The organism is Limosilactobacillus avistercoris, assembly GCF_014836425.1.
GTDB lineage: Bacteria > Bacillota > Bacilli > Lactobacillales > Lactobacillaceae > Limosilactobacillus > Limosilactobacillus agrestimuris.
This window is the reverse complement of record NZ_JACSQW010000002.1, coordinates 107,460-129,196: the sequence shown is the minus strand read 5'-3', so window position 1 is coordinate 129,196 and position 21,737 is coordinate 107,460. Positions and strand designations below refer to the sequence as shown.

Genomic DNA, 21,737 nt, shown 5'->3' with positions numbered 1-21,737 from the left:
TAAGAAGCCGGACGATGAACCAAGATTTGATTCATCGTCCGGCTTTCATTTTGGACTGAGAGTTTTTTCCCAGCCTCTATATTACTACTTGATTAAATAGTTAACTAAACCAACTTTAGTCATACCATCAGTAGCAACTTTCTTTAGAGCCTCAGATGACTTAGCCATCGCTTCACTCTCCCGTTCATTCAACGGAACTTCGATTACCTTTGAAATACCAGATGCACTAATTACAGCTGGAGTTCCTAGATAATTATCCTTAATACCATATTCACCATCGATATAAGCACCAACAGGTAATACAGCATTTTCATCCCGGAGAATTGCACGTGTAATTCTCATTAAGCAAGTTGCAACACCATATGCAGTAAAGCCTTTACGGTTGATGATTTCGTAAGCCTTATGACGTACATCATCTTCAATCTTTAGCAATTCATCATTACTGATACCCTTTTCTTCACAAATTTGAAGAAGAGGCTTGCCACCGACAGTTGCACTGGAATATGCAGCAAATTCTGAATCACCGTGTTCAGCCATAACATTAGCACTAATATCTAATGGACTAACGTCAAGCTTCTTAGCTAAAGCAATCCGAAGACGTGCTGAATCAAGTGAAGTACCAGATGAAATAACACGACTAGTAGGTAATCCAGAAATCTTTTGTACCGCGTAGGTCAAAATATCAACTGGATTGGTAGCTAACAAGAGAATACCATCAAAACCAGTAGCCATAATACTCTTCGTAATTTGCTCCATAATTTTGAGGTTCTTCCCAACTAAGTCAAGACGGGTTTCGCCTGGCTTTTGAGCAGCACCAGCACAGATTACAACTAGGTCAGCATCTGCACAGGCATCATAATCAGCCTGATAAACTTGTTTAGGAGCAGTAAAAACAGTTGCGTCTTCTAAATCGAGGGCGTCACCTTCCGCACGTTCCTTTGACAGGTTAACAATTGCTAATTCTTCAGCCAAGCCTTGTTGAACTAATGCATAGGCGTAAGCTGAACCAACTTGTCCGTCACCAACAAGAACAACTTTTTGATGATTTTTTGACATAATTCAGTTTCTCCTTAATGATTAATTAAATTACATGAATAAGTGAGCGTAGATTGGTACCAAGATATCCATAGCCAATGAAATAATCAAAACAGAAACACCGGCCATAGCACCTTGAACTTCACCAAGAGAAAGGGCCTTAACAGAACCAACGGTGTGTCCTGCAGAACCTAAACCTAAACCAGTAGCAACTGCAGAAATCTTCTTCAAGCCAAGAATCTTAATTAGGAATTCAGCCAATGCGTAGATAACAACGGCGTTAAGGATACATGCCATCGCAGTAACGGCTGGAACACCATGTACACCAGCAGCGATTGGCATGGCAACAGCAGTAGTTGCAGCTTGTGGCAACATTGATGCAGTTGAAGCAGCAGAAAGACCGAACAACTTACATACAAGGTTGATAAGGAACAATGAAATAAATCCACCAACGAAGCAGATTACGATAATATCGAACCAGTACTTCTTGAAGATGTTGTTAACACGGTAAACTGGAATAGCGAAGGCCATAGTAGCTGGGTTCAAGAACCAGAAAATCATGTTACCACCAGGAAGGTAGAACTTCTTGTAAACAGCAGCGGTAGTGGAACCAGTACCCTTAGCCCAAATTGCTAAGACAACGATACCAAGTACCATACCAACAAGTAATGGGTTAAAAAGGAAGAATCCATTACTAATCTTTGTTAACCACATACCAATTAGGTAAACAATCAATGAAATGAAGATACCAGTAAATGGTAATGCTAGATTTGTAACAATCGTATTAGCCATAATTATTGTGCCTCCCTAGTCTTCTTTAGTACCAGTGATCTTGTGGTGAATGCTCATAACAAGGGCACCAACGTAGGCAATAACAACAAGAATGATAATCGTAGCAATAATGATTACGATAACATCTTGAAGTCCTTCCTTCTTCATGATGTCAAGGTGAGCAGCTAATTGAATACCTGATGGAACGAACAGGAATGCAATTAGTCCGATCATAAAGTCACCAAACTTAGCAACTTGGTGAAGCTTAACAATGTGACATGCCAACAGAATGTAAAGCAATACCATACCAATTAAAGGAGTTGGTACAACAAAGCTCTTTGGAAAAAGATCAGAGATCAATTGAGAAACAAATAAAATAGCAGCAAAGATTCCCATTTGAACATAAATGTTGGAATCCTTAGGTTGTTTGTCCTTTTCCATAACTTATTCCCTCCCACAGAAATAAAAATAAATTTTGTTCGGCGTTGTTCTAAAGCGCCTCTTCAATTACATAATTTACACTTTTCTTACGATTTGTGTTCGTTTTCACACTTAAATAGCAATATTTTAAGATGAAATGCCCTATACGAGGGATGAAATGCCTTTAAAACTTGTTAACCTATTTACAATTTCAAAAATATATAATCACTCCTATTAAAAGCCTTCTCATCAAATGCTGGTATATCAATATAATTACTTTTAATTATCCTTAAATATATTTGTACACTATTGATCGAATATTGATTTTTCTTTTTGGGTTTAATGATTAAAAAAGAAAGAAGACCATGTAATTATTATCACGATCTTCTTTCTTTTTAGTAATCTAACTTCACTTTACTCCTAATGCTTGCTTCGTTGCGGAAACAAATGACCGACTTACAGGAATTTTACTTCCATCATCAAGAGTTAGCTCATAAGTATGGTTAAAGCTTGGCTGTAATTCGTGCACCTTATTAAGATTAACAACAAAGCCACGATGAACCCGAATAAACCTTTTTGGATCTAGCAAGCTAATCATGCTGTTTAACGTTTGTTTACTAATTATTTCTTGTTTCTCAGTATGAACAACCGCTTTTCCGTTTTGCGCTTGAACATAAAGAATATCTCGTTTTGGAATAACAATTGTTCGTTCATCATTGGTTAACGAAATTCGGGGGTTCTTCTGCTGAGGAGTAACTTCATTATTATACTGGTTATTATTCAATAACTTAGCAACCCGGTTTACCGCATCATCAATTCGCTCCTGTTCAAACGGCTTTAAAACATAATCAATCGCATCAGCCTCAAAAGCATCCAAAGCATATTGATCATATGCCGTGGCGAAGACAATGTAGGGACCATCATCCATCTTCTTTAGTCTTTTAGCAAAAGCCATTCCACTACCATCATCTAATTGGATATCCAGGAAAATTAGGTCAGGCCGATTCTTTTCAACCTTTTCTCGAGCTTCATTAATTCCATCAGCTTCATTAATTTCATTAATTAGGTCATTTTGTTCCAGTAAATAATGTAGTTCATCCCGCGCTAGTGGTTCATCATCCACAATTAAGGCTTTCATTTACTTGTCCTCCCTTTTTAGTAAATGGAATGGATATCATAACAGTTGTTCCCTGCTCACTACTCTTAAAATGAAGGCAACTATCTTCTCCATACAATCCAATTAACCGTTGGTTCAAGTTATGCAATGCAGTTCCTGAACCATGCTCAGACGGTACGGCTTGGTGTCCAAGACGCTTTATTAGGTCAGGGGAAATTCCTTGACCATTATCTTTGACCGTAATTATTAATCGGTCATTTTGGTTATTAATGTTTACAATTACATGATTTCCTGTTTTTCGTTTTCCAAAAGCATGTTTTAACGCATTCTCAACTAAAACTTGGATTATAAATGGCGGTAATAAGACATCATCACTAACGGTGCTATTTAGTTGAACATCATATTTATTCGGAAAACGGGTCATTTCTAAACTGAGGTAAGCATTAACCTGTTGACGCTCCTGCGTTAATGTTATCTGTGTCTCACGTGCACCAACAAGGTTTGAGCGGAAATACGTACTCAACTGAAGAAGAAGCTGCCGCGCCTTTTCACTATCCCGTCGCATTAATGCACTAATTGTATTAATGGCGTTAAAGAAGAAATGAGGGTTTACTTGTGCTTGGAGTGATTTAATTTCAGCATCACGAACTAGTTTTGCCTGCATTTCCGCATTTCCTAAAGCAATTTGGTTAGCAAAAATTTCTCCTAACCCAGTTGCTAGTTGAATCTCAACTGGCGTCAATTTCCAACTATCCGTGTAATACATCTTTAATGTCCCAACAACACCATCTGCAACCCGGAGCGGGACGACAATCGCTGCCTGTAAAGGACAATCAATATGGGAACACCCAATTTCTTCCGCATTTCTTGCAACCTTTACCTGGCCGCTTTGAATAACGGATTCGGACAAGGTTGTTACCATTGTCTTTCCAGAAATATGGTGATCGCTTCCTGCGCCGATATGAGCAAGAATTGTATTGCGATCAGTAATACTAATTGCATCAAAATTTGTGTACTTTTTAATAATGCGGACAACTTGCTGAGCTGATTTAAGGTTAAGACCATTTCTGAAATATGGCAACGTTTGATTGGTTAATTTTAAAACCGAGTGAGTTTGGGTTGCCCGAGTTTCCTCCTCTTGGCGAAGGTACATTGTAATAATCGAAATAAAAATTGACGTCCCTAAAGAACTAATCAAAATCATCGGAATTGCAATATAGCGAACAAGAAGCCAACCAGTTGGACTAAAGAGGAAAACAAAGATCATCTGGATTGATTCCATTGATAACCCAACGATAAAGCTCCGCCATGGTGTCATAACAGTAAAGGAACTATTTTTATCTTTATATAGGTAACCTGAAAGGAGACCAATTAAAGTCGAACTTGGAATATAGAACCAAGCCTCACTGGCAAACCCGGCTTGAAATGCTCGGTGGAGCCCAGCGATTAAACCAACAGAACCTCCTACCCAGGGGCCACCAATAATTCCCGCTGTCGTAACAGCAAGAATACGCGCGTTCACTACTGAATAATCATGCGATACGGCAGTTAGAATAACCTTATTATGTAATTCATTAGCTGGATCAATTTCAATCCCGGTAATATTCGCCATAATCGCAAAAAGCGAGAAAATTACCACTAATTGTAATTTTGCGGTAATCGTTTGGGCAAACAAGCACCGCCGAAATGCAGAAATATTAACAAGAAGGAAGGCACAAATAATAACAAAGCCGACCCGCTCGGTCATTAAAATTGTTAAATATAGCATGTGTTTTCTAGCCCCGATTACTGTTGGGTTCCGGTATTAATTACCGGTTGGGTTCCCCGTTCACTAATGATCGCCACCATAATATTATTGATAATTTGAAGACGCTGTTCATCAGTTAACTCTAGGTTTGCTTCCTTTGATAAGCGATCAATCGCATCTTCAGTAATTGATACAGCACCTTCAACAATAATTTTTCTTGCTGAAAGGATGGCAGATGATTGTTGTTTTTGCAGCATTGCACTAGCAATTTCGGTTGCATAAGCCAAGTGAGTCAACCGGGTTTCAATAATCTTAACTCCAGCAACGTTTAGCCGTTCCTGCAACTCACTTGCTAACCGATCTGAGACCTCGGTTGGGTTGCTCCGCAGGGTTAACGCGTTTTCATTTTCAAACGTGTCATACGGGTATTCACTGGCAACATGACGAATTGCTGATTCACTTTGGATTTGTACAAATTGCTCATAATCATCAACCGAAAACAGTGCCTTAGCGGTATCAACTACTTTAAAGACTATTACCGCTGCAATTTCAACCGGGTTCCCTTTAGAATCATTTACCTTAAGAATTTGACTATTAAAGTTCCGTACCCGAAGAGAAACGGGTTCTTTATCAGTAAACGGTACCGTCATAAACAAGCCAGCATCACGAATAGTTCCTATATAATTACCAAAGAATGTTAATGTCTTAGCTTCGTTTGGTTGAATAATGGTTAAGCTACTTGCCAAAATTAAAATAAGAATAACTAAGATGATGCCAACAACCATTGTTAGTAGGTGGCCTAAGCGAAAACCACTATATATCAGCCAAAGGCCAACCAAGCCTCCAAGGATTGCCACTAGTAGGCCGAGATAACCATTAACATGAAATGCCTGTTTTTCCTTCATTTTATTTCATCCCCCTAAAACCGTAATCCCTTTGGGTAGAAGTTCTTAACTGTTCCTTGAACTAACTTACCAAAACCACAGGGATGGTTATCACAAATTAATAAGTACCACCCATTAGGTAACTGCTCCTTAATTGTAAAGGTATCACCATGAACATACCGACGCCACTGCTCTCTACCTATTTCTAGAGATTTTTTAGTATCCTCTGGTTTCAAAGCAAACGCTAGGGCCAACGATGGTTCAAATCGCCGTTTTTTAAATGTTCCGAGATGCAAACCTGGACGAAGAATATTCAGGTCATCAATTTCACTAATCCCTGCCGGCAAGTCATAAAGTTGCTCCCCAAATAAGATCAATTTATTTGCCTTGTAATCTGGAATTATCGTTTGCCGAAAATCATTAAACAATTGTTGTTGTTCCTTACTTAGGCCATACTTATTTTGCCGTTTCTTCTTTTTCCGTCCTTTTTTCTTTGAACTATCCACTACTGGTGCACTTCCATAACAGAACTTAGAAATGAAGTGACCTTCTCCTTTAATATGGTGTGGGAATAACCGAATTGTCTTTGCTAGTTCAGGATTACCATCTGCCCATTCAGGACGACCATGATCCATCCCCGGATATGCTTTAATTTCTTCCATTCGCATCTCGGGGTAATTTTTAAGAATCCAACTAGCATTCTGTTCATCTTCTTCAGGAGCAAACGTGCAAGTCGAATAAACCAGTACACCACCTGGCTTCAGCATCTTTACTGCCGAAGCAATAATTTTTCGTTGACGATTAGCACATTCCGCCGGGTAATCAGGATTCCAATATTCAATTCCTGCTGGTTCCTTCCGAAACATTCCTTCTCCGGAACATGGAGCATCAATTAGGATTCGGTCAAAAAAGTGGGGGAACTGTTTTTCTAATTCTTCCGGACTTTCATTAGTAACTACAGTATGCCGAGTCCCCCACCGTTCTAAATTTTCTGCTAAAACTTGTGCCCGTTTCCGGAAGATTTCGTTAGCAACTAGCAGTCCTTGATCCTTCATCAATGAAATTAAATGGGTTGATTTTCCACCAGGTGCGGCACAAAGATCAAGTACCTTTTCACCCGGTTGCGGATCGACTACTTCACCGACATACATTGCCGATGGCTCCTGACTATATAGCCATCCTGTAACGTGATCAAGGGATTTCCCATTCACTTGCCCATAATACCCAGTCGGAACATAGGGAACTTTCCCCTCAGCCTTGTTGATTGTTTCCTGCGGAAGGACCTTCTTAAGTGGGTTAACTCGAAAACCACTCACACTCTCCTCAGTACTTAACACTTTCAAAAATGCCGGAGCTTCTTCTCCTAACAAATGTTGGTATTTAGTTTTAAATGCACTTGGTAGCTGCATTTCTTTCATCACTCCATCAATTTAATCTTAATCAAATTATAACTTATTTTAGCCGGTTCCTAAACATTTCCCCAGCGCATTCTTGCATTTCATTTAACTTTTCCTTAATTCCAGGTATAATATTTAATTATTTGCAATAATAAATCAAAGGAAGTGACAACTCCAATGGATCAACACCTAATTGCCATCGACCTCGATGGAACAACATTAAATAATCAATCAAAATTAACTACTGAAACAATCAACACTTTACGGACCGCGGCCAAAAACGGTCACATCGTCAGTATTATTACTGGGCGCCCTTACCGAATTGCTCAACATATTTATGACCAAATTGGCATTAAAACCCCAATGGTTAATTTTAATGGTGCCCTGACTCATATTCCTCACGAAAACTGGGATAAAGAATATGAAGTCGAATTAACTAAAGAATTAGCCCTTGATCTTCTGGAACATAAGAATGAATTAGGGATTGATACAATCACTGTTGAAAGTAAGGAACGATTCTGGGCAAACCAGGCAACGGAAGATGTTCCCGAGTTTCTCCCAAACAAGCTCAAGCCAGAGCAACTCCTCAGTAAAAAGAACCTCAGTGATGACCCAATCGCAATGACAATCGAATACCAGCCAGGAAGTAAAGAGCGGATCATCAAAGCCGTTAACGAAAAATACGGTGACTTTGTGGAACCACGGGTCTGGGGCGGCCCATACCATATTCTTGAGTTAATCCATCGTGGAACTCATAAGGAATCTGGCATGTTTTATATCGCTAAACAGTATGGGATCGACCGAACCCATATTATTGCTTTCGGTGATGAAAAGAACGATCAAGAAATGATTGATGCTGCTGGTCGTGGTGTCGCAATGAATAATGCCATTCCAGAAATTAAGTCAATTGCAGACGATGTAACCTCACTTGATAATGACCATAATGGTTTAGCTAGATACCTCCAAGACTATTTAAAGTTAGCCTAATTTTCTATAATTAGACTTATAAATTAAAAAGGCCGATGAAAAGTAAAATTTCGTCGACCTTTTTATCTGTCAATTATTAAATTTCAGGATCGCCAGTAAACTTACCAACTACTGGTAAATCCTCAAGAACCCGCTTCATATGAAGTGAACGTTTGATTGCGGCACTCACATCATGCCCTGCCAAATTACCATGATGTTTTCCGTTATGCCACGCGGAAACGTTACTAACATCATAAACCTTTCCTTCAACAGCGACATAGGCTGGATTACCATCTTGGCCATTATACTTTGCAAGTTCTTCAGCGGAAAACGTCCTTGTAGTCATACTAAAATAGCTCCTCCCGATACTTATTGTTAAATTTATTATAGCACTTTTAAATTCAACACTTACTATTAGTGATCATTAACAATACAATAATAATCTAAAAATTAATTTCACTTAAATAATGTTTATTTATACAACAAGCATCAAAAATTTTGTTATAATAAAAAAGAAGGTGATTCTGCAATCACTTTCGCTAAATACTTCTACTTGGGGATCACGATATGTCATGTTATCGCGGTCCTCAATTTTTTACTTAATTAAACCGTCTAAAAAGGTAACAATATAATACAACAAAATTGCAGCAATAATGAGGGAAAGAACATCCCAGAGCTGACGCCAAATATTTTTCTTCATTTCCTTACCTCCCTCAAATCAATATTTCATATTATACACCAGATAACTTTCCCAATTACTATATTTCTAGCCAAAATTAAAAATCGACATTCCCAAAATAAGGAACGTCGATTTTTTTACTTCTCATCCACTTCTTCATCGGTCTTCAGGACAGCCATAAAGGCTTCTTGAGGAATATCAACTTTTCCAACAGCCTTCATCCGTTTCTTACCACGCTTCTGCTTTTCCAAAAGCTTGGCCCGCCGATCAGGATCACCGGTATGAATCCGTGCGGTAACATCTTTCCGGTAAGCCTTAATGTTTGTCCTGGCAATAATCTTTGAACCAATTGCAGCTTGAATTGGGATTTCAAAGTTTTGTCGGGGAATAATCTTCTTCAGCTTAGAAGTAATATCACGTCCTCGCTCCGCAGCAAAGTCCTTATGCGCGATAAAACTCAAGGCATCAACTTTATCCCCATTTAGGAGGATATCAATCTTCACTAACTTACTTGGCTTGTAATCGTCAATCTCATAATCAAGGGAAGCATAACCACGGGTCGAGCTCTTTAACTTATCGAAAAAGTCAAAGATGATTTCGGACAACGGAATATGGTAAATCACGTTCACCCGAGTATCACTCAAGTATTCCATTGTTTCAAAGATTCCCCGTTTCCGTTGGCAAAGTTCCATTACCGGCCCAACATAATCGTTTGGCACCATAATAGAGGCCTTTACGTACGGTTCTTTAATATCTTTAATTGACGAAGCATCGGGCATTTCAGCTGGGTTTTCAACTTCTTTTGTTGTACCATCAGCAAGATCAACATGGTAAGTAACCGAAGGCGCAGTGGTAATCAAGTCGAGGTTAAATTCCCGTTCAAGCCGTTCCTGAATAACATCCATGTGTAATAATCCAAGGAACCCACACCGGAATCCAAAGCCAAGTGCCTGCGAAGATTCGGGTTCAAACGTTAAAGCTGCATCGTTTAACTGTAACTTTTCCAACGCATCCCGTAAATCGTTAAACTTCGCGTTATCTGTTGGGTAAAGTCCAGCGTAAACCATTGGGGTCATTTGCCGGTACCCTTCCAGTGGCTTGTCAGTTGGGTTATCCGCATTTGTAACGGTATCACCAACCCGGGTATCCTTAATATCTTTAATCGCTGCGGTAATGTAACCAACATCCCCAGCCATCAAGACATCCCGGGCAAGTGGCTTTGGTGAGTTAATCCCAACTTCAGCAACTTCATATTCGGTCCCACTATTCATTAGGCGGATCTTATCGCCTTTCTTAACGGTTCCTTCAAATACCCGGACACTAAGAACAACCCCACGGTAATCATCATATTTTGAATCAAAGATTAAAGCCTTCAAAGGTGCTTTCAAGTCACCAGTTGGTGCTGGCACTTTCTTGACGATTTCTTCTAGTACCTTATCAACGCCTAAACCAGTTTTAGCACTAACATCTAAGGCATCATCAGTATCCAAGCCGATTTCGTCTTCAATTTGCTTCTTTGTTCCTTCAGGATCAGCTGATGGTAAGTCAATCTTATTGATTACTGGTAAAATTTCCAAATCATTATCCAAGGCCAGGTAAACATTTGCCAAGGTCTGTGCTTCGACCCCTTGTGTAGCATCGACAACGAGGATTGCCCCTTCACAAGCTGCCAAAGAACGCGAAACCTCATAGGAAAAGTCGACGTGTCCTGGAGTATCAATCAAGTGAAAAATATAATCCTGTCCATCCTTAGCATGGTAGGTTAAGGCAACGGCATTTAACTTAATGGTAATCCCTCGTTCACGTTCCAGGGGCATATCATCAAGGATTTGATCCTTCATCTCGCGCTTACTAATTGAATCTGTCATTTCCAAGATCCGGTCAGCAAGCGTTGATTTCCCGTGATCAATATGAGCCACAATCGAAAAGTTACGAATGTGTTTTTGCCGTTCTTTCATTTCATCAAAATCCATTGTCATGAATTAGTTCACTACTTTCTAAACTTGTAAAATAACTAGTACTAGTATACCAAAGACCGGACTGGCTTGAAAAGTTAATCAAACCAGGACCTTTAAATACAATAAGCCAGTAATCCCGATTAACCACCGGAAATTACTAGCTTATTTCTCATTTATTTATCTTCAAATGCGTCTCGAAGCTTATCTAAGACAGTCTTCTTAACTCCCTTAACTTCTTCACCACTAGCAGCAGCGAATGCCATCATGGCCTCTTTTTGACGCTTGTTAAGGCTCTTTGGCGTATGAACATGGACAGTCACATGTTCATCACCGTTACCATTACCATTTAGGTGTGGGACACCCTTTCCACGGAGACGGAAGTTCGTTTCTGATTGGGTACCAGCAGGAATCTTCAGGTTAACGTCACCATGAACGGTCTTTACCTTCACCTCATCACCAAGTGCGGCTTGAGCAAATGAAATATCTTGATCAACATAGATTGTCGAACCATCTCGACGGAATTCACGACTTGGTGTTACCCGGAACACAATGTAAAGGTCACCATAAGGGCCACCATTTTCACCAGCATCTCCCTGGTGTTCCAAACGCATTTGTTGACCGTCATCGATCCCGGCAGGAACTTTAACTTCTAATTCGTGGCGTTCATGAACATGGCCTGTACCATGACACTTAGTACATTGATCTTCTGGCTTAATAATCTTCCCGGTTCCGTGACATTCAGGACAAGTTGTTTGGGTCTGGATATTACCAAGTGGTGTCCGCCGTACGGTAAATACTGCCCCACTACCATGACAACGTGAACATGTCTCAGGAGACTTACCACGCTTTGCACCAGTCCCGTGACAAACATCACATTGGGTATCCCGTTCATACTTGATCGTCGTGGTCTTGCCAAAGACAGCATCCATAAAGTCCAGGGTCATAGAATACTGTAAGTCACGACCCTGACGAGGTGCAGTTGGATCGGCTTGCCGACGACCACCGCCACCAAAGAATTGGCTAAAGATATCGCCAAAGTCACCACCAGCAAAGTCACCGTAACCTTGTTGACCACCAAAGCCACCGAAACCGCCACCGGCACCAGCATTAGGGCCAGCAGAACCAAATTGGTCATATTGAGCACGCTTCTGTGGATCGCTCAAGACTTCGTGTGCTTCATTAATCTTCTTAAACTTTTCTTCAGCACCAGGTTCGTGGTTAATATCTGGGTGGTATTTTGCGGCTAATTTCCGGTAAGCACGGTTAATTTCTTTTTCCGAAGCATCCTTTTTTACACCTAGGATGTCGTAATAACTTTCTTCTGCCATACGGAGATCCTCCATTTTTATTGCTTGTTTAGTTATACCACAGGTGATAAACGAAAGTAAAAGCCAAAGTCCTCATCCCGGCCTTTGGCTTTTAACAATTGTTTACTAACGTACTCTGACGTTATTTCTTGTCATCTGGAGTAACATCCTTGAAGTCACCATCAACGGTCTTACCATCATCGGAACCAGAATTATTGTTATTTCCAGTAGCACCGTTGTTACCGGCAGCGCCAGTTTGACCGCCTTGAGCACCTTGGGCTTGTTGGTAAAGCTTTACACTAAGGTCTTGGATAACCTTGTTTAAGGCGTCCTTCTTTGCCTTCATGTCATCTAAGTTGCCGCTTTCCTTAGCCTTCTTCAAGTCGTCACGAGCACTTTCAGCCTTCTTGATATCTTCTTCAGAAACCTTACCCTTAACTTCCTTTAGAGTCTTATCAACTTGGAAGAGTTCTTGGTCAACTTCGTTCTTCAAGTCGACTTCTTCCTTCTTCTTCTTGTCGGCTGCTGCGTGTTCTTCAGCATCCTTCTTCATCCGTTCAATTTCTTCATCACTCAAGCCGGAATTAGACTTAATAGTGATGTTTTGCTTCTTGTGGGTTCCTTGATCTTCAGCAGAAACGTTAACAATCCCGTTCTTGTCGATATCAAAGGTAACCTTGATTTGAGGTACACCACGAGGAGCAGCAGGAATGTCTGTTAGTTGGAAGTTACCTAAAGTCTTGTTATCTGCTGCCATTGGACGTTCACCTTGAAGAACGTGAATATCAACAGCCGATTGATTATCAGCAGCAGTTGAGAAGATTTGACTCTTTGATGTTGGAATAGTAGTATTCCGGTCAATCAACTTGGTGAAGACACCACCCATGGTTTCGATACCAAGTGAAAGTGGAGTAACATCAAGCAAAACAACATCCTTAACATCACCAGTAAGCACACCACCTTGGATAGCAGCACCAAGAGCAACGGCTTCATCTGGGTTAATGGAGTGGTTAGGTTCCTTACCAGTTAATTCCTTAACCATTTCTTGAACGGCTGGAATACGAGTAGAACCACCATTAAGGATAACTTCATCGATATCATCAAAGGTCAAGTCAGCGTCCTTTAAGGCATTCATAACTGGTTGCTTAGTCCGTTCAACCAAGTCATTAGTTAATTGATTAAATTGGGCACGGCTCAAGGTCTTTTCAAGGTGTAGTGGACCATTTTCACCAGCAGAAATAAATGGCAAGCTGATTTGGGCTTCTTGAACACCAGACAAGTCTTTCTTTGCCTTTTCAGCAGCATCCTTCAAACGTTGAAGAGCCATTTTGTCTTTAGATAAGTCAACACCATTTTCTTCCTTAAAGCCTTCGATTAACCAATCCATGATCTTCTTATCGAAGTCATCACCACCAAGGTGAGTATCACCATTAGTTGAAAGTACTTGGAAGACACCGTCACCTAATTCAAGGATGGAAACATCAAAAGTACCACCACCAAGGTCATAAACAAGGATCTTTTCATCCTTGTCCTTCTTGTCAAGACCATAAGCTAATGATGAAGCAGTTGGTTCGTTAATAATCCGCTTAACATCCAAACCAGCGATCTTACCGGCATCCTTAGTTGCTTGACGTTGGGCATCATTGAAGTATGCAGGAACAGTAATAACTGCCTTATCAACAGTATCACCAATGTAATCTTCAGCGTACTTCTTCAAGTATTGAAGAATCATTGCAGAAATTTCTTGTGGGGTGTACTTCTTACCGTCAACTTCAACGGTGTATCCTGCTTCACCCATGTGACTCTTGATTGATGAAATGGTGTTAGGGTTAGTAATCGCTTGACGCTTTGCGACTTCACCAACTTGAGTTTCACCATTCTTAAATGAGACAACAGATGGAGTTGTCCGACTACCTTCCGGATTTGTAATAATCTTTGGCTCGTTACCTTCCATAACGGCAACGGCGGAGTTAGTAGTACCTAAATCAATACCAATAATCTTGTTACTTGCCATTGTTTATTCCCTCTCTTATTTTTATTGTGCAACTACAACCATTGCGGGACGAAGAATCCGGTCCTTTAATTGATAACCGGCCTGCAGTACTTTAACTACTGTTTCAGCCTTCTGATCACCTTCAACCGGAACAGTTTGCACTGCCTGGTGGAGGGTCGGATCAAACGGCTTACCGTCAGCTTCAATCTCCGTAATTCCATGATCCTTTAACGCACTAATCAAGTGATCGTGAACCATTTGGATCCCCTTCTTTAGCTGTTGACCATTTTCATCATGAACTTCAATTGTCAACGCCCGCTTAAGGTTATCTAAAACCGGTAAAACAGATTTTGCTAAATCTTGACCATCGTACTTTAATAACTGAGCACGTTCTTTTTTAAAGTGAGTGTTCATATTTTGAATCTCTGCTTCAGCTCGTAAGTACTGATCATCCTTATCACTTAATTGTTGTTGTAGATCTTTAACTTGGTCTTTTAATTTCGTTACTTGACTTTGTAACTCTTTAGCATCAAGTTTATCATTCTTTTCAGGAGCAGCACTCTTAGATGCTTGCTTTTCATCCTTACTTTGCTTTGCAGCTTTGTCTTCTGCCAATCGACTCGCCTCCTATGAATCGTAATAGTGACGGTAAAAGTCCAAAAGTCGTTTGGCTAGTTCCTGACGAAATGCATTCACTAACCCAATTGTCCGTGAATAAGACATTCGTGTAGGACCTAGCACCGCAATAATACCCTTACCATATTGGTCAACATCATAGGTTGCCGTGATCAAACTATAGTTATCCAAGGCCTTATCCTTAGAAATCTCAGAGCCGATCTTAACGCTTACCTTATCACCAGAAACGTTTGAATCTAGTAAGTGTGATAATTGATCATTATGATCGAGCAGACTATACAATGTTTGCAAGTCTACAGCATCATGCTTTTCTGAGAAATCTAACAGGTTTAATCGGCCGCCAACAAAGAATTGTTCACGTGCTGCCCTTGACACGACACTATCAAAAAGATCCAAGAAGCCATCCGCACTTTGCATATAATGCATTACCCGCAGCGGAATATCATCATTCAACCGCTTCATTACATCAGCCAATGGTTGACCAACTAATTGATCATTAATCATTCGGATAACTGCTTGAAGTGCATCAGTATCATAATTTCGCGGTAACGTAAATGCCTGACTTTCAACATCCCCACTATCGGTAACCAGAATAGCAATAACTTTCCTATTACCTAACGGGACAACCCGAAACCCGCTTAAACGGACATCCGCTTGTTCGGGTTTCAAGGTAAAAGTAGTGTAGGAAGTAAGATCGGATAAAATATCAGCCGAGTGCGAAATGATCTCATCGATCTTTTGGAAACTTGTTCCTAACGAGTTTTGAATTACCACTAAATCATTGTTAGTAATTGCTTCTGAATCAAGCAAGTGGTCAACATAATAACGGTAACCTTTTTTTGATGGAACACGTCCAGAAGACGAATGTTCCTTAGCAACGAAACCCTTATCTTCAAGAATACTCATCTCGTTACGAACCGTAGCTGGGCTTACCTTAAATGGTAATTCCTCAGCCAAGTGTTTTGAACCAACGGGTTGACCGGTTGAGGTATATTGACGTACAATCGCTTGCAGGATCTTGTTTTGACGCTGTGTTAGCATTTTTATCACTTCCCCTTTTAGCACTCTATAGGGTTAAGTGCTAAACACATGTATAATATACCAATCTGGTTAGTAAAAGTCAAGAAACGTCAAATGAAAATTTAGGAGTTTTTCAATGAAGCATAAAAAGCAACGATATATTCAACCAAGTGGTCCTGAAGACGCCATGCGAATTATCCAGAAGCTCTTTAACAGTTACCGGAATGCTCCGTTAACTAAAGAGCTCTTGGACTACCACAATAATTTAATTAGTCGCCTTCAATCTGACATTCGTGAAGCAGCGGTTAAGAGCGATGACGAACATCTGCTCAAGCAACTTGACGGGATGACAGATATCCTACGACGTTGGGTTTCTATCCGCCTATCAAACCGTCCATTTAATGCTAAAATGCGTCATTTTAGGTTAATTTCTGATGGTGGAACAAAATTCAAACGCCATGTTCATAAGATTAACCAAACCAGTGGTCACCGTTCAAGTCGCCATTAATAGAATAGGGCTCCAAAGCTCGGGAAAAAGGCCGAATTTTGGAACCCTATTTTTCTATATTAAAGAATACTTTTTAGTATCCATCTTTTTAAGGTACTCGCGTGACGCTTGCTCATCACGATTCATCTGAGCAACCAATTCATCGGCACCGTTAAACTTTACCTCACCACGTTGGTAGTAAAGCCAACGTACTTGTACCTCTTCACCATAGACCATTTGGTTAAAATCAAAGAGGAAAATTTCAACTGTAAGCTTATTCTGATCACCAAAAGTAATATTGTGGCCAACACTTGCCATTCCGCCATACCACTTTGAGTCGATTTTTACCTGAACCGTATATACACCAATTCCGGGAATACGCTCAGCCTCTGGCGTTTCTACATTAATCGTCGGAAAACCTAAACTTCTCCCTCGCGCTAATCCATGCACAACAATCCCCGTTGTCATATATCGGTATCCAAGCATCCGGTTAGCTACTTCGATATTACCGTTATCAATTGTCTTACGAATAGTACTTGAACCAATCTTTTGTTCACCTTTACCGGTAAATTTAGGGACAGTCACCACATTAAAACGTCCCTTGGCATACTCCGGTAATTTTTCCATGGTTGCAACTGCTGCTTTACCATAAGTATGATCAAAGCCTGCTACCACTGTATCGGCATGAAAGCCAATCAAATATTGGTCAACAAATTCCTGGGGTGAAAGACTAGCGAAAGCAGAAGTAAAGCTAACGAGATATACTAAGTCAACACCAAGCTGTCTTAATAGAGACAATTTTCGGGTGGTTGTCGACAAGTATTTAAAGCCACCGGGATACTGTCGATAAACAATTCCAGGAGCGTGATCGTAAGTTAAGACAGCTAAAGGAAGGCCTTCTTTATTAGCAATTTCTTTGGCAGTTTCAATTACTTGCTGGTGGCCCCGGTGAACACCGTCAAAAAAGCCCATTGCTAGAACTACTTGTCCTGTAGGAACTAAATTTTTTTGCAATGGATGGTGGATTTTTACAACTTCCACTAGTCCTTCCTCCTTTATTTTACTGAGAACATTTTTGTTGGTTTATACCCTTGAGAGGTCAAATGATATAAGGCCTTAGTTGAACCATTATATTTTAAAACAACTTCATTGGCAGTCGTTGATAATTCATCCTTTTTCAACCATCCACCATGCTGAACAGCTTGCCATTGATCTTCGGTTAATTCCACCGATGGATACTCCTTCAAGGCATAGTCGATCGGGTAAAGGTGCCGATCAATTGTCTGGTGAGCAACTGCATCTTGGACATCGTTTAAACTCATGGTTTGGTCAAGCGTAAAGCCACCACTTTCTAGCCGCGTCAACCACTTCATTGCGCCGGGATAGCCAAGAGCACGGGCTAAATCAGCAACAAGCGTCCTGATGTAGGTTCCTTTGCTACATTTTACTTTGAAGTAAACATGTTGCTCTTGAGCCATATCATCATACTCATTCCGGCACATTGCAAATTCACTAATTGTTGCTTTCCTGCGAGGTCGCTCAACTTTTTCACCAGCACGGGCATATTCATAAAGGCGTTTCCCGTTAACCTTTACAGCTGAATACATCGGGGGGATTTGAATAATCTCCCCCGTCATTTTCTCCATCGCAGCCTTAACTTTTTCATCACTAATTGGCGCTTCAACTGGCTTTGTTTCTACAACATCACCATCAAAATCTTCGGTTGTCGTTGCTTTACCGATTACTAATTCACCCTGATATTCTTTTCCAGACTGCATCAGGTATTCTACTACTTTAGTTGTATTTCCCACACAGATTGGCAAAACACCATCAACTGAGGGATCCAACGTTCCGGAATGACCAATTTTTTTAGTTTTTAAAATTCGTCGTAATCGACTTACGCAATCAAAGCTTGTCATTCCCCGTTCTTTGTATAAAGGAATAATTCCGTCCATCCGCTTTCACTCCATAAAAAACGGGCCAAGGAGTCGTTCCTCCCAGCCCGTTCATCCTTAATTACTTATCTTGTTCTTGCTGGTGAAGCTTGTTGATCAATTGATCAATTCGACTTCCATAAGCAATTGACTTGTCTCGTTCAAATTTGATTTCGGGTGTCTTAAAGATGTTTAACCGTGCACCTAATTCACTCCGAATCAAACCGGTTGCCTTGTCTAAACCAGCTTGAGTCTTTTCCATATCAGAAGCCTTGTCAGACAAGATACTGTAGTAAATAGTTGCCTGTTGAAGATCTCCAGTAACATCTACTCCAGTAATGGTTACTCCTTGTACACGAGGATCGCGAACCCGTTTCAAAAGAATTTCGTCAACGTCTCGTTGAATTTCTTGAGATAACCGATCAACACGATATTGTTTGTTAGGCATTTTATTCACCTCGGTTTACTTAACTGGTACTTCCTTCATTTGGTAAGCTTCAATAACATCATTTTCCTTGATGTCATTGTAGTTTTGAATTGTCAAACCACATTCAAAGCCAGACTTAACTTCCTTAACGTCATCCTTAAACCGCTTCAAGCTACCAAGTTCACCACTGTAAACAACGATTCCATCACGAACTAACCGTACTTTTGCGTCACGGGTAATCTTACCGGATGTAACCATTCCACCAGCAATTGTTCCAACTTTAGATGCCTTATAGATTTGCCGTACTTCAACCTGACCAATTGTTTCTTCTTTGTAGACAGGTTCAAGCATCCCCTTCATAGCATCTTCAACTTCTTCAATTGCATTGTAGATAACTTGGTGAAGACGGATATCAATCTTATTGGAATCTGCTAATGACTTAGCAAGGGATGTTGGGCGAACATTGAAACCAATAATAACCGCATTTGAAGCTTCGGCCAATGTAACATCAGATTCATTAATTGCACCAACGGCTTGGTGAATAATATCAACCCGAACACCATCGACCTTAATCTTTTGGAGACTTTGGCTTAATGCTTCAACTGATCCTTGAACATCAGCCTTAATGATCAATGGGAGAGTCTTCATTTGCCCCTTCTTCATCGTATCAAATAAGTTGTCCAAAGTAACGTGAGAAGTCCGTTTCCGCTCTTCTTCTTGTGCTTGTTCGGCACGTTTTTCACCAGCAGCCCGGGCAGTCTTTTCATCATCAAAGACAACAAACCGGTCCCCAGCTTCTGGGACAGAATTTAGACCAGTAATTTCCACTGGGGTTGATGGTGTTGCTTCCTTGATCCGTCGACCATTTTCATTTGTCATGGTCCGAACACGCCCATAGGTATTCCCAACAACAATTGGATCACCGACATGCAAGGTTCCTTGTTGGACAAGGACAGTAGCAACTGAACCCTTACCTTGGTCAAGACGAGCTTCAACTACAGAACCAGCAGCATTTTGTTCTGGGTTAGCCTTCAATTCCATCATTTCAGCTTGAAGTTGAATCATATCAAGTAATTCATCAATATTCTTACCAAACTTAGCTGAAATGTTAACAAAGATGGTGTCACCACCCCAGTCTTCTGGGATTAAGTTATACTTAGCTAATTCTTCAATTACTCGTTCTGGATTAGCACCCGGCTTATCAATCTTGTTAACAGCAACAATGATTGGTGTCTTAGCAGCTTGAGCGTGGTGGATTGCTTCAACAGTTTGTGGCATAACCCCATCATCAGCGGCAACAACCAATACAGTAATATCAGTAATGTTAGCACCACGCGCACGCATTTCGGTGAAGGCCGCGTGTCCTGGGGTATCCAAGAATGTGATCAAGTTATCCTTGTAGTGAACTTGGTAGGCACCAATTTCCTGGGTAATTCCACCGGCTTCATGTTCAGTAACGTGGGAATGACGAAGCTTATCTAGTAACGTGGTCTTACCATGGTCAACGTGCCCCATAACTGTAACAACTGGTGGCCGACTAACTAGGTGATCCGTGTTGTTCTGTTCTTCTTCGAACATCTTATCGATATCAGAAATATCTTCTTCAACCTTTTCCTTAGCGTCGATTCCATAATCTGTTGCTAACAGTTCAATTGTATCTTTATCCAAGGATTGGTTTTGGTTAATCATTACACCAAGCATAAAGAGCTTCTTAATAATTTCAGCTGGTGAACGGTGTAAAATCTTACCAAGATCTTGAGCATTCATCCCTTCGGTGTACTCAAGAACATCTGGTAACGGCTTATCCTTCCGTTGAGTTGGTTGTTGGTGCTTAACCTCACGAAGTCGACCATTGTTATTGTGCTTCTTATTCCGCTTCTTGTTCTTCTTATTGAATCGTTTACCCTTTCGACCAGATTCATTTAAGCTACCGCCAAAGCGACCGTTGTTGTCATTTTGGTGACGGTTATTGTTTTGATTATTTTGCTTTGAAGAATAGTTATTATTCTCATGATGTTTCTTATTGTGATCATGATGTTCATTCTTCTTGTTGTTATGGTTATTAGGCTTGCTAGTTGGACGTTGGTTATCTTTATGACTAGCCTTAGCTTGAGAATTCTTCTCGTGCTTTTGAGACTGGTGCTTAGATTGGCCGCTGCTATTATTGTTTCCCTTAACAACTTGACGCAGCTTTTGAGCTTGATCTGGAGTTACGGATGACATGTGGCTCTTAATATCCATTCCTTGATCCTTAGCTACCTTTACTAAGCTCTTGCTTGGCATCTTGAGTTCTTTGGCTAATTCATAAATTCGTTCTTTGGCCATGTACTCACGCTCCTTAATTCATTGTTAGTAATTCCTCAAACTTTCTTGCAAATCCAGATTGCGTTACACAAATAACAGTTCTTGACTGTCCGATTGCTTGGCTTAGCTGTTGCTTTGTAAATGATTCACACAACGAAACCTGATAAAAGCTACATTTATCTGTAAACTTTTTTATCGTTGCTGAACCAGCATCCTTTGCTAAGAAAACAAACTGGGCTTTTCCTGTTTGAATTGATTTTAATACACTACCTTCGCCACTTTGAATTTGTTTGGCGCGACGTGCTAACCCGAGTAAATTTAAAACGGATTGTTGATTATTTTTCATTGTTACCAAATAATGCTTGCCGCGCTTGCAAATGATCTGTGTATTGGATCAACTCATCGTAGAATGAATCATCCATTTTAACATGAAAGGCTTTTTCAAAGGTTTTTTCATCCTTTGCGCGCTTTGCAATCTCAACATCAACTGCGATGTATGCACCCCGACCGGACTTCTTACCGGTTGGGTCGATTGAGACTTCACCTTCCTTGTTCTTTACTACCCGGATCAATTGTCGTTTAGGCATCATTTCACCAGTAACAATATCTTTTCGCATCGGTACTTTTCTCTTTTTCATTTATTTCACCCCGCTGC

21 protein-coding genes are annotated in these 21,737 nt (G+C 40.4%); 2 read left to right on the top strand and 19 right to left on the bottom strand.

The features are described 5' to 3' along the window. Nucleotides 1-84: 84 nt before the first annotated feature. The 7 genes from H9564_RS01355 to H9564_RS01325 form a co-directional block, all read right to left on the bottom strand. Complete coding sequence (locus tag H9564_RS01355) at nucleotides 85-1,056, bottom strand: L-lactate dehydrogenase (RefSeq protein WP_191683781.1); 972 nt, start codon at nucleotides 1,054-1,056, stop codon at nucleotides 85-87. Between the two features lie 30 nt (nucleotides 1,057-1,086). Next, nucleotides 1,087-1,827 carry an LrgB family protein gene (locus H9564_RS01350; protein WP_191683780.1) on the bottom strand — a complete coding sequence of 247 codons (741 nt, stop codon included), beginning with the start codon at nucleotides 1,825-1,827 and terminating at the stop codon, nucleotides 1,087-1,089. A 15-nt stretch (nucleotides 1,828-1,842) separates the two neighbouring features. Continuing rightward, entirely contained in the window at nucleotides 1,843-2,247 is a 405-nt protein-coding gene (locus H9564_RS01345) for a CidA/LrgA family protein (protein WP_191683779.1), read from the bottom strand. Nucleotides 2,248-2,635: 388 nt separating this feature from the next. Beyond that, entirely contained in the window at nucleotides 2,636-3,364 is a 729-nt protein-coding gene (locus tag H9564_RS01340; RefSeq protein ID WP_191683778.1) for a LytR/AlgR family response regulator transcription factor, read from the bottom strand. Then, nucleotides 3,342-5,111 (bottom strand): sensor histidine kinase, encoded by a 1,770-nt coding sequence (locus H9564_RS01335; protein ID WP_191683777.1) that lies wholly within the window; start codon nucleotides 5,109-5,111, stop codon nucleotides 3,342-3,344. The genes H9564_RS01340 and H9564_RS01335 overlap by 23 nt, the downstream gene beginning before the upstream one ends. A gap of 17 nt (nucleotides 5,112-5,128) precedes the next feature. Continuing rightward, a complete protein-coding gene (locus tag H9564_RS01330) occupies nucleotides 5,129-5,995 on the bottom strand; it encodes an SPFH domain-containing protein (protein WP_191683776.1) in 867 nt (288 codons plus the stop codon). Between the two features lie 14 nt (nucleotides 5,996-6,009). Next, nucleotides 6,010-7,383, bottom strand: a complete 1,374-nt coding sequence (locus H9564_RS01325; protein ID WP_191683775.1) for an RsmF rRNA methyltransferase first C-terminal domain-containing protein — start codon at nucleotides 7,381-7,383, stop codon at nucleotides 6,010-6,012. A gap of 165 nt (nucleotides 7,384-7,548) precedes the next feature. Between H9564_RS01325 and H9564_RS01320 the strand changes: the two genes are divergently transcribed. Then, entirely contained in the window at nucleotides 7,549-8,358 is an 810-nt protein-coding gene (locus tag H9564_RS01320) for a Cof-type HAD-IIB family hydrolase (protein ID WP_191683774.1), read from the top strand. A gap of 76 nt (nucleotides 8,359-8,434) precedes the next feature. Here the strand turns inward: H9564_RS01320 and H9564_RS01315 are convergent, their stop codons facing one another. The 6 genes from H9564_RS01315 to hrcA all read right to left on the bottom strand — a co-directional run bounded on the left by H9564_RS01315 (nucleotide 8,435) and on the right by hrcA (nucleotide 15,951). After that, complete coding sequence (locus tag H9564_RS01315; RefSeq protein ID WP_191683773.1) at nucleotides 8,435-8,683, bottom strand: cytochrome b5 domain-containing protein; 249 nt, start codon at nucleotides 8,681-8,683, stop codon at nucleotides 8,435-8,437. Between the two features lie 470 nt (nucleotides 8,684-9,153). After that, complete coding sequence (lepA, locus tag H9564_RS01310) at nucleotides 9,154-10,989, bottom strand: translation elongation factor 4 (protein ID WP_191683789.1); 1,836 nt, start codon at nucleotides 10,987-10,989, stop codon at nucleotides 9,154-9,156. 158 nt (nucleotides 10,990-11,147) lie between these two features. Further along, nucleotides 11,148-12,302 carry a molecular chaperone DnaJ gene (gene dnaJ / locus H9564_RS01305; protein WP_191683772.1) on the bottom strand — a complete coding sequence of 385 codons (1,155 nt, stop codon included), beginning with the start codon at nucleotides 12,300-12,302 and terminating at the stop codon, nucleotides 11,148-11,150. A 121-nt stretch (nucleotides 12,303-12,423) separates the two neighbouring features. Next, nucleotides 12,424-14,295, bottom strand: a complete 1,872-nt coding sequence (gene dnaK, locus H9564_RS01300) for a molecular chaperone DnaK (protein ID WP_191683771.1) — start codon at nucleotides 14,293-14,295, stop codon at nucleotides 12,424-12,426. A 21-nt stretch (nucleotides 14,296-14,316) separates the two neighbouring features. Beyond that, nucleotides 14,317-14,889, bottom strand: coding sequence for a nucleotide exchange factor GrpE (gene grpE / locus H9564_RS01295; protein WP_191683770.1), 573 nt, complete (start codon nucleotides 14,887-14,889; stop codon nucleotides 14,317-14,319). 12 nt (nucleotides 14,890-14,901) lie between these two features. Continuing rightward, complete coding sequence (hrcA, locus tag H9564_RS01290) at nucleotides 14,902-15,951, bottom strand: heat-inducible transcriptional repressor HrcA (RefSeq protein WP_191683769.1); 1,050 nt, start codon at nucleotides 15,949-15,951, stop codon at nucleotides 14,902-14,904. Between the two features lie 115 nt (nucleotides 15,952-16,066). Here hrcA and H9564_RS01285 point away from each other — a divergent pair, with 115 nt between their 5' ends. After that, nucleotides 16,067-16,438: a hypothetical protein gene (locus H9564_RS01285; protein ID WP_191683768.1), complete on the top strand. Its 372-nt coding sequence runs from the start codon at nucleotides 16,067-16,069 to the stop codon at nucleotides 16,436-16,438. 54 nt (nucleotides 16,439-16,492) lie between these two features. Here the strand turns inward: H9564_RS01285 and ribF are convergent, their stop codons facing one another. The 6 genes from ribF to rnpM all read right to left on the bottom strand — a co-directional run bounded on the left by ribF (nucleotide 16,493) and on the right by rnpM (nucleotide 21,720). Beyond that, the gene (gene ribF, locus H9564_RS01280; protein ID WP_191683767.1) at nucleotides 16,493-17,458 is read right to left on the bottom strand and encodes a riboflavin biosynthesis protein RibF; all 966 of its coding nucleotides are present in this window, start codon (nucleotides 17,456-17,458) and stop codon (nucleotides 16,493-16,495) included. A 14-nt stretch (nucleotides 17,459-17,472) separates the two neighbouring features. After that, a complete protein-coding gene (gene truB / locus H9564_RS01275) occupies nucleotides 17,473-18,372 on the bottom strand; it encodes a tRNA pseudouridine(55) synthase TruB (protein ID WP_191683766.1) in 900 nt (299 codons plus the stop codon). Between the two features lie 61 nt (nucleotides 18,373-18,433). Further along, nucleotides 18,434-18,799 (bottom strand): 30S ribosome-binding factor RbfA, encoded by a 366-nt coding sequence (gene rbfA, locus H9564_RS01270; protein ID WP_191683765.1) that lies wholly within the window; start codon nucleotides 18,797-18,799, stop codon nucleotides 18,434-18,436. A gap of 15 nt (nucleotides 18,800-18,814) precedes the next feature. Next, nucleotides 18,815-21,103 carry a translation initiation factor IF-2 gene (infB, locus tag H9564_RS01265; protein WP_191683764.1) on the bottom strand — a complete coding sequence of 763 codons (2,289 nt, stop codon included), beginning with the start codon at nucleotides 21,101-21,103 and terminating at the stop codon, nucleotides 18,815-18,817. 13 nt (nucleotides 21,104-21,116) lie between these two features. Further along, nucleotides 21,117-21,428: a L7Ae/L30e/S12e/Gadd45 family ribosomal protein gene (locus tag H9564_RS01260; protein ID WP_191683763.1), complete on the bottom strand. Its 312-nt coding sequence runs from the start codon at nucleotides 21,426-21,428 to the stop codon at nucleotides 21,117-21,119. Next, on the bottom strand, nucleotides 21,418-21,720 hold the full coding sequence (gene rnpM, locus H9564_RS01255; protein WP_191683762.1) for an RNase P modulator RnpM: 303 nt from the start codon (nucleotides 21,718-21,720) through the stop codon (nucleotides 21,418-21,420). The genes H9564_RS01260 and rnpM overlap by 11 nt, the downstream gene beginning before the upstream one ends. Nucleotides 21,721-21,737: the final 17 nt, after the last annotated feature.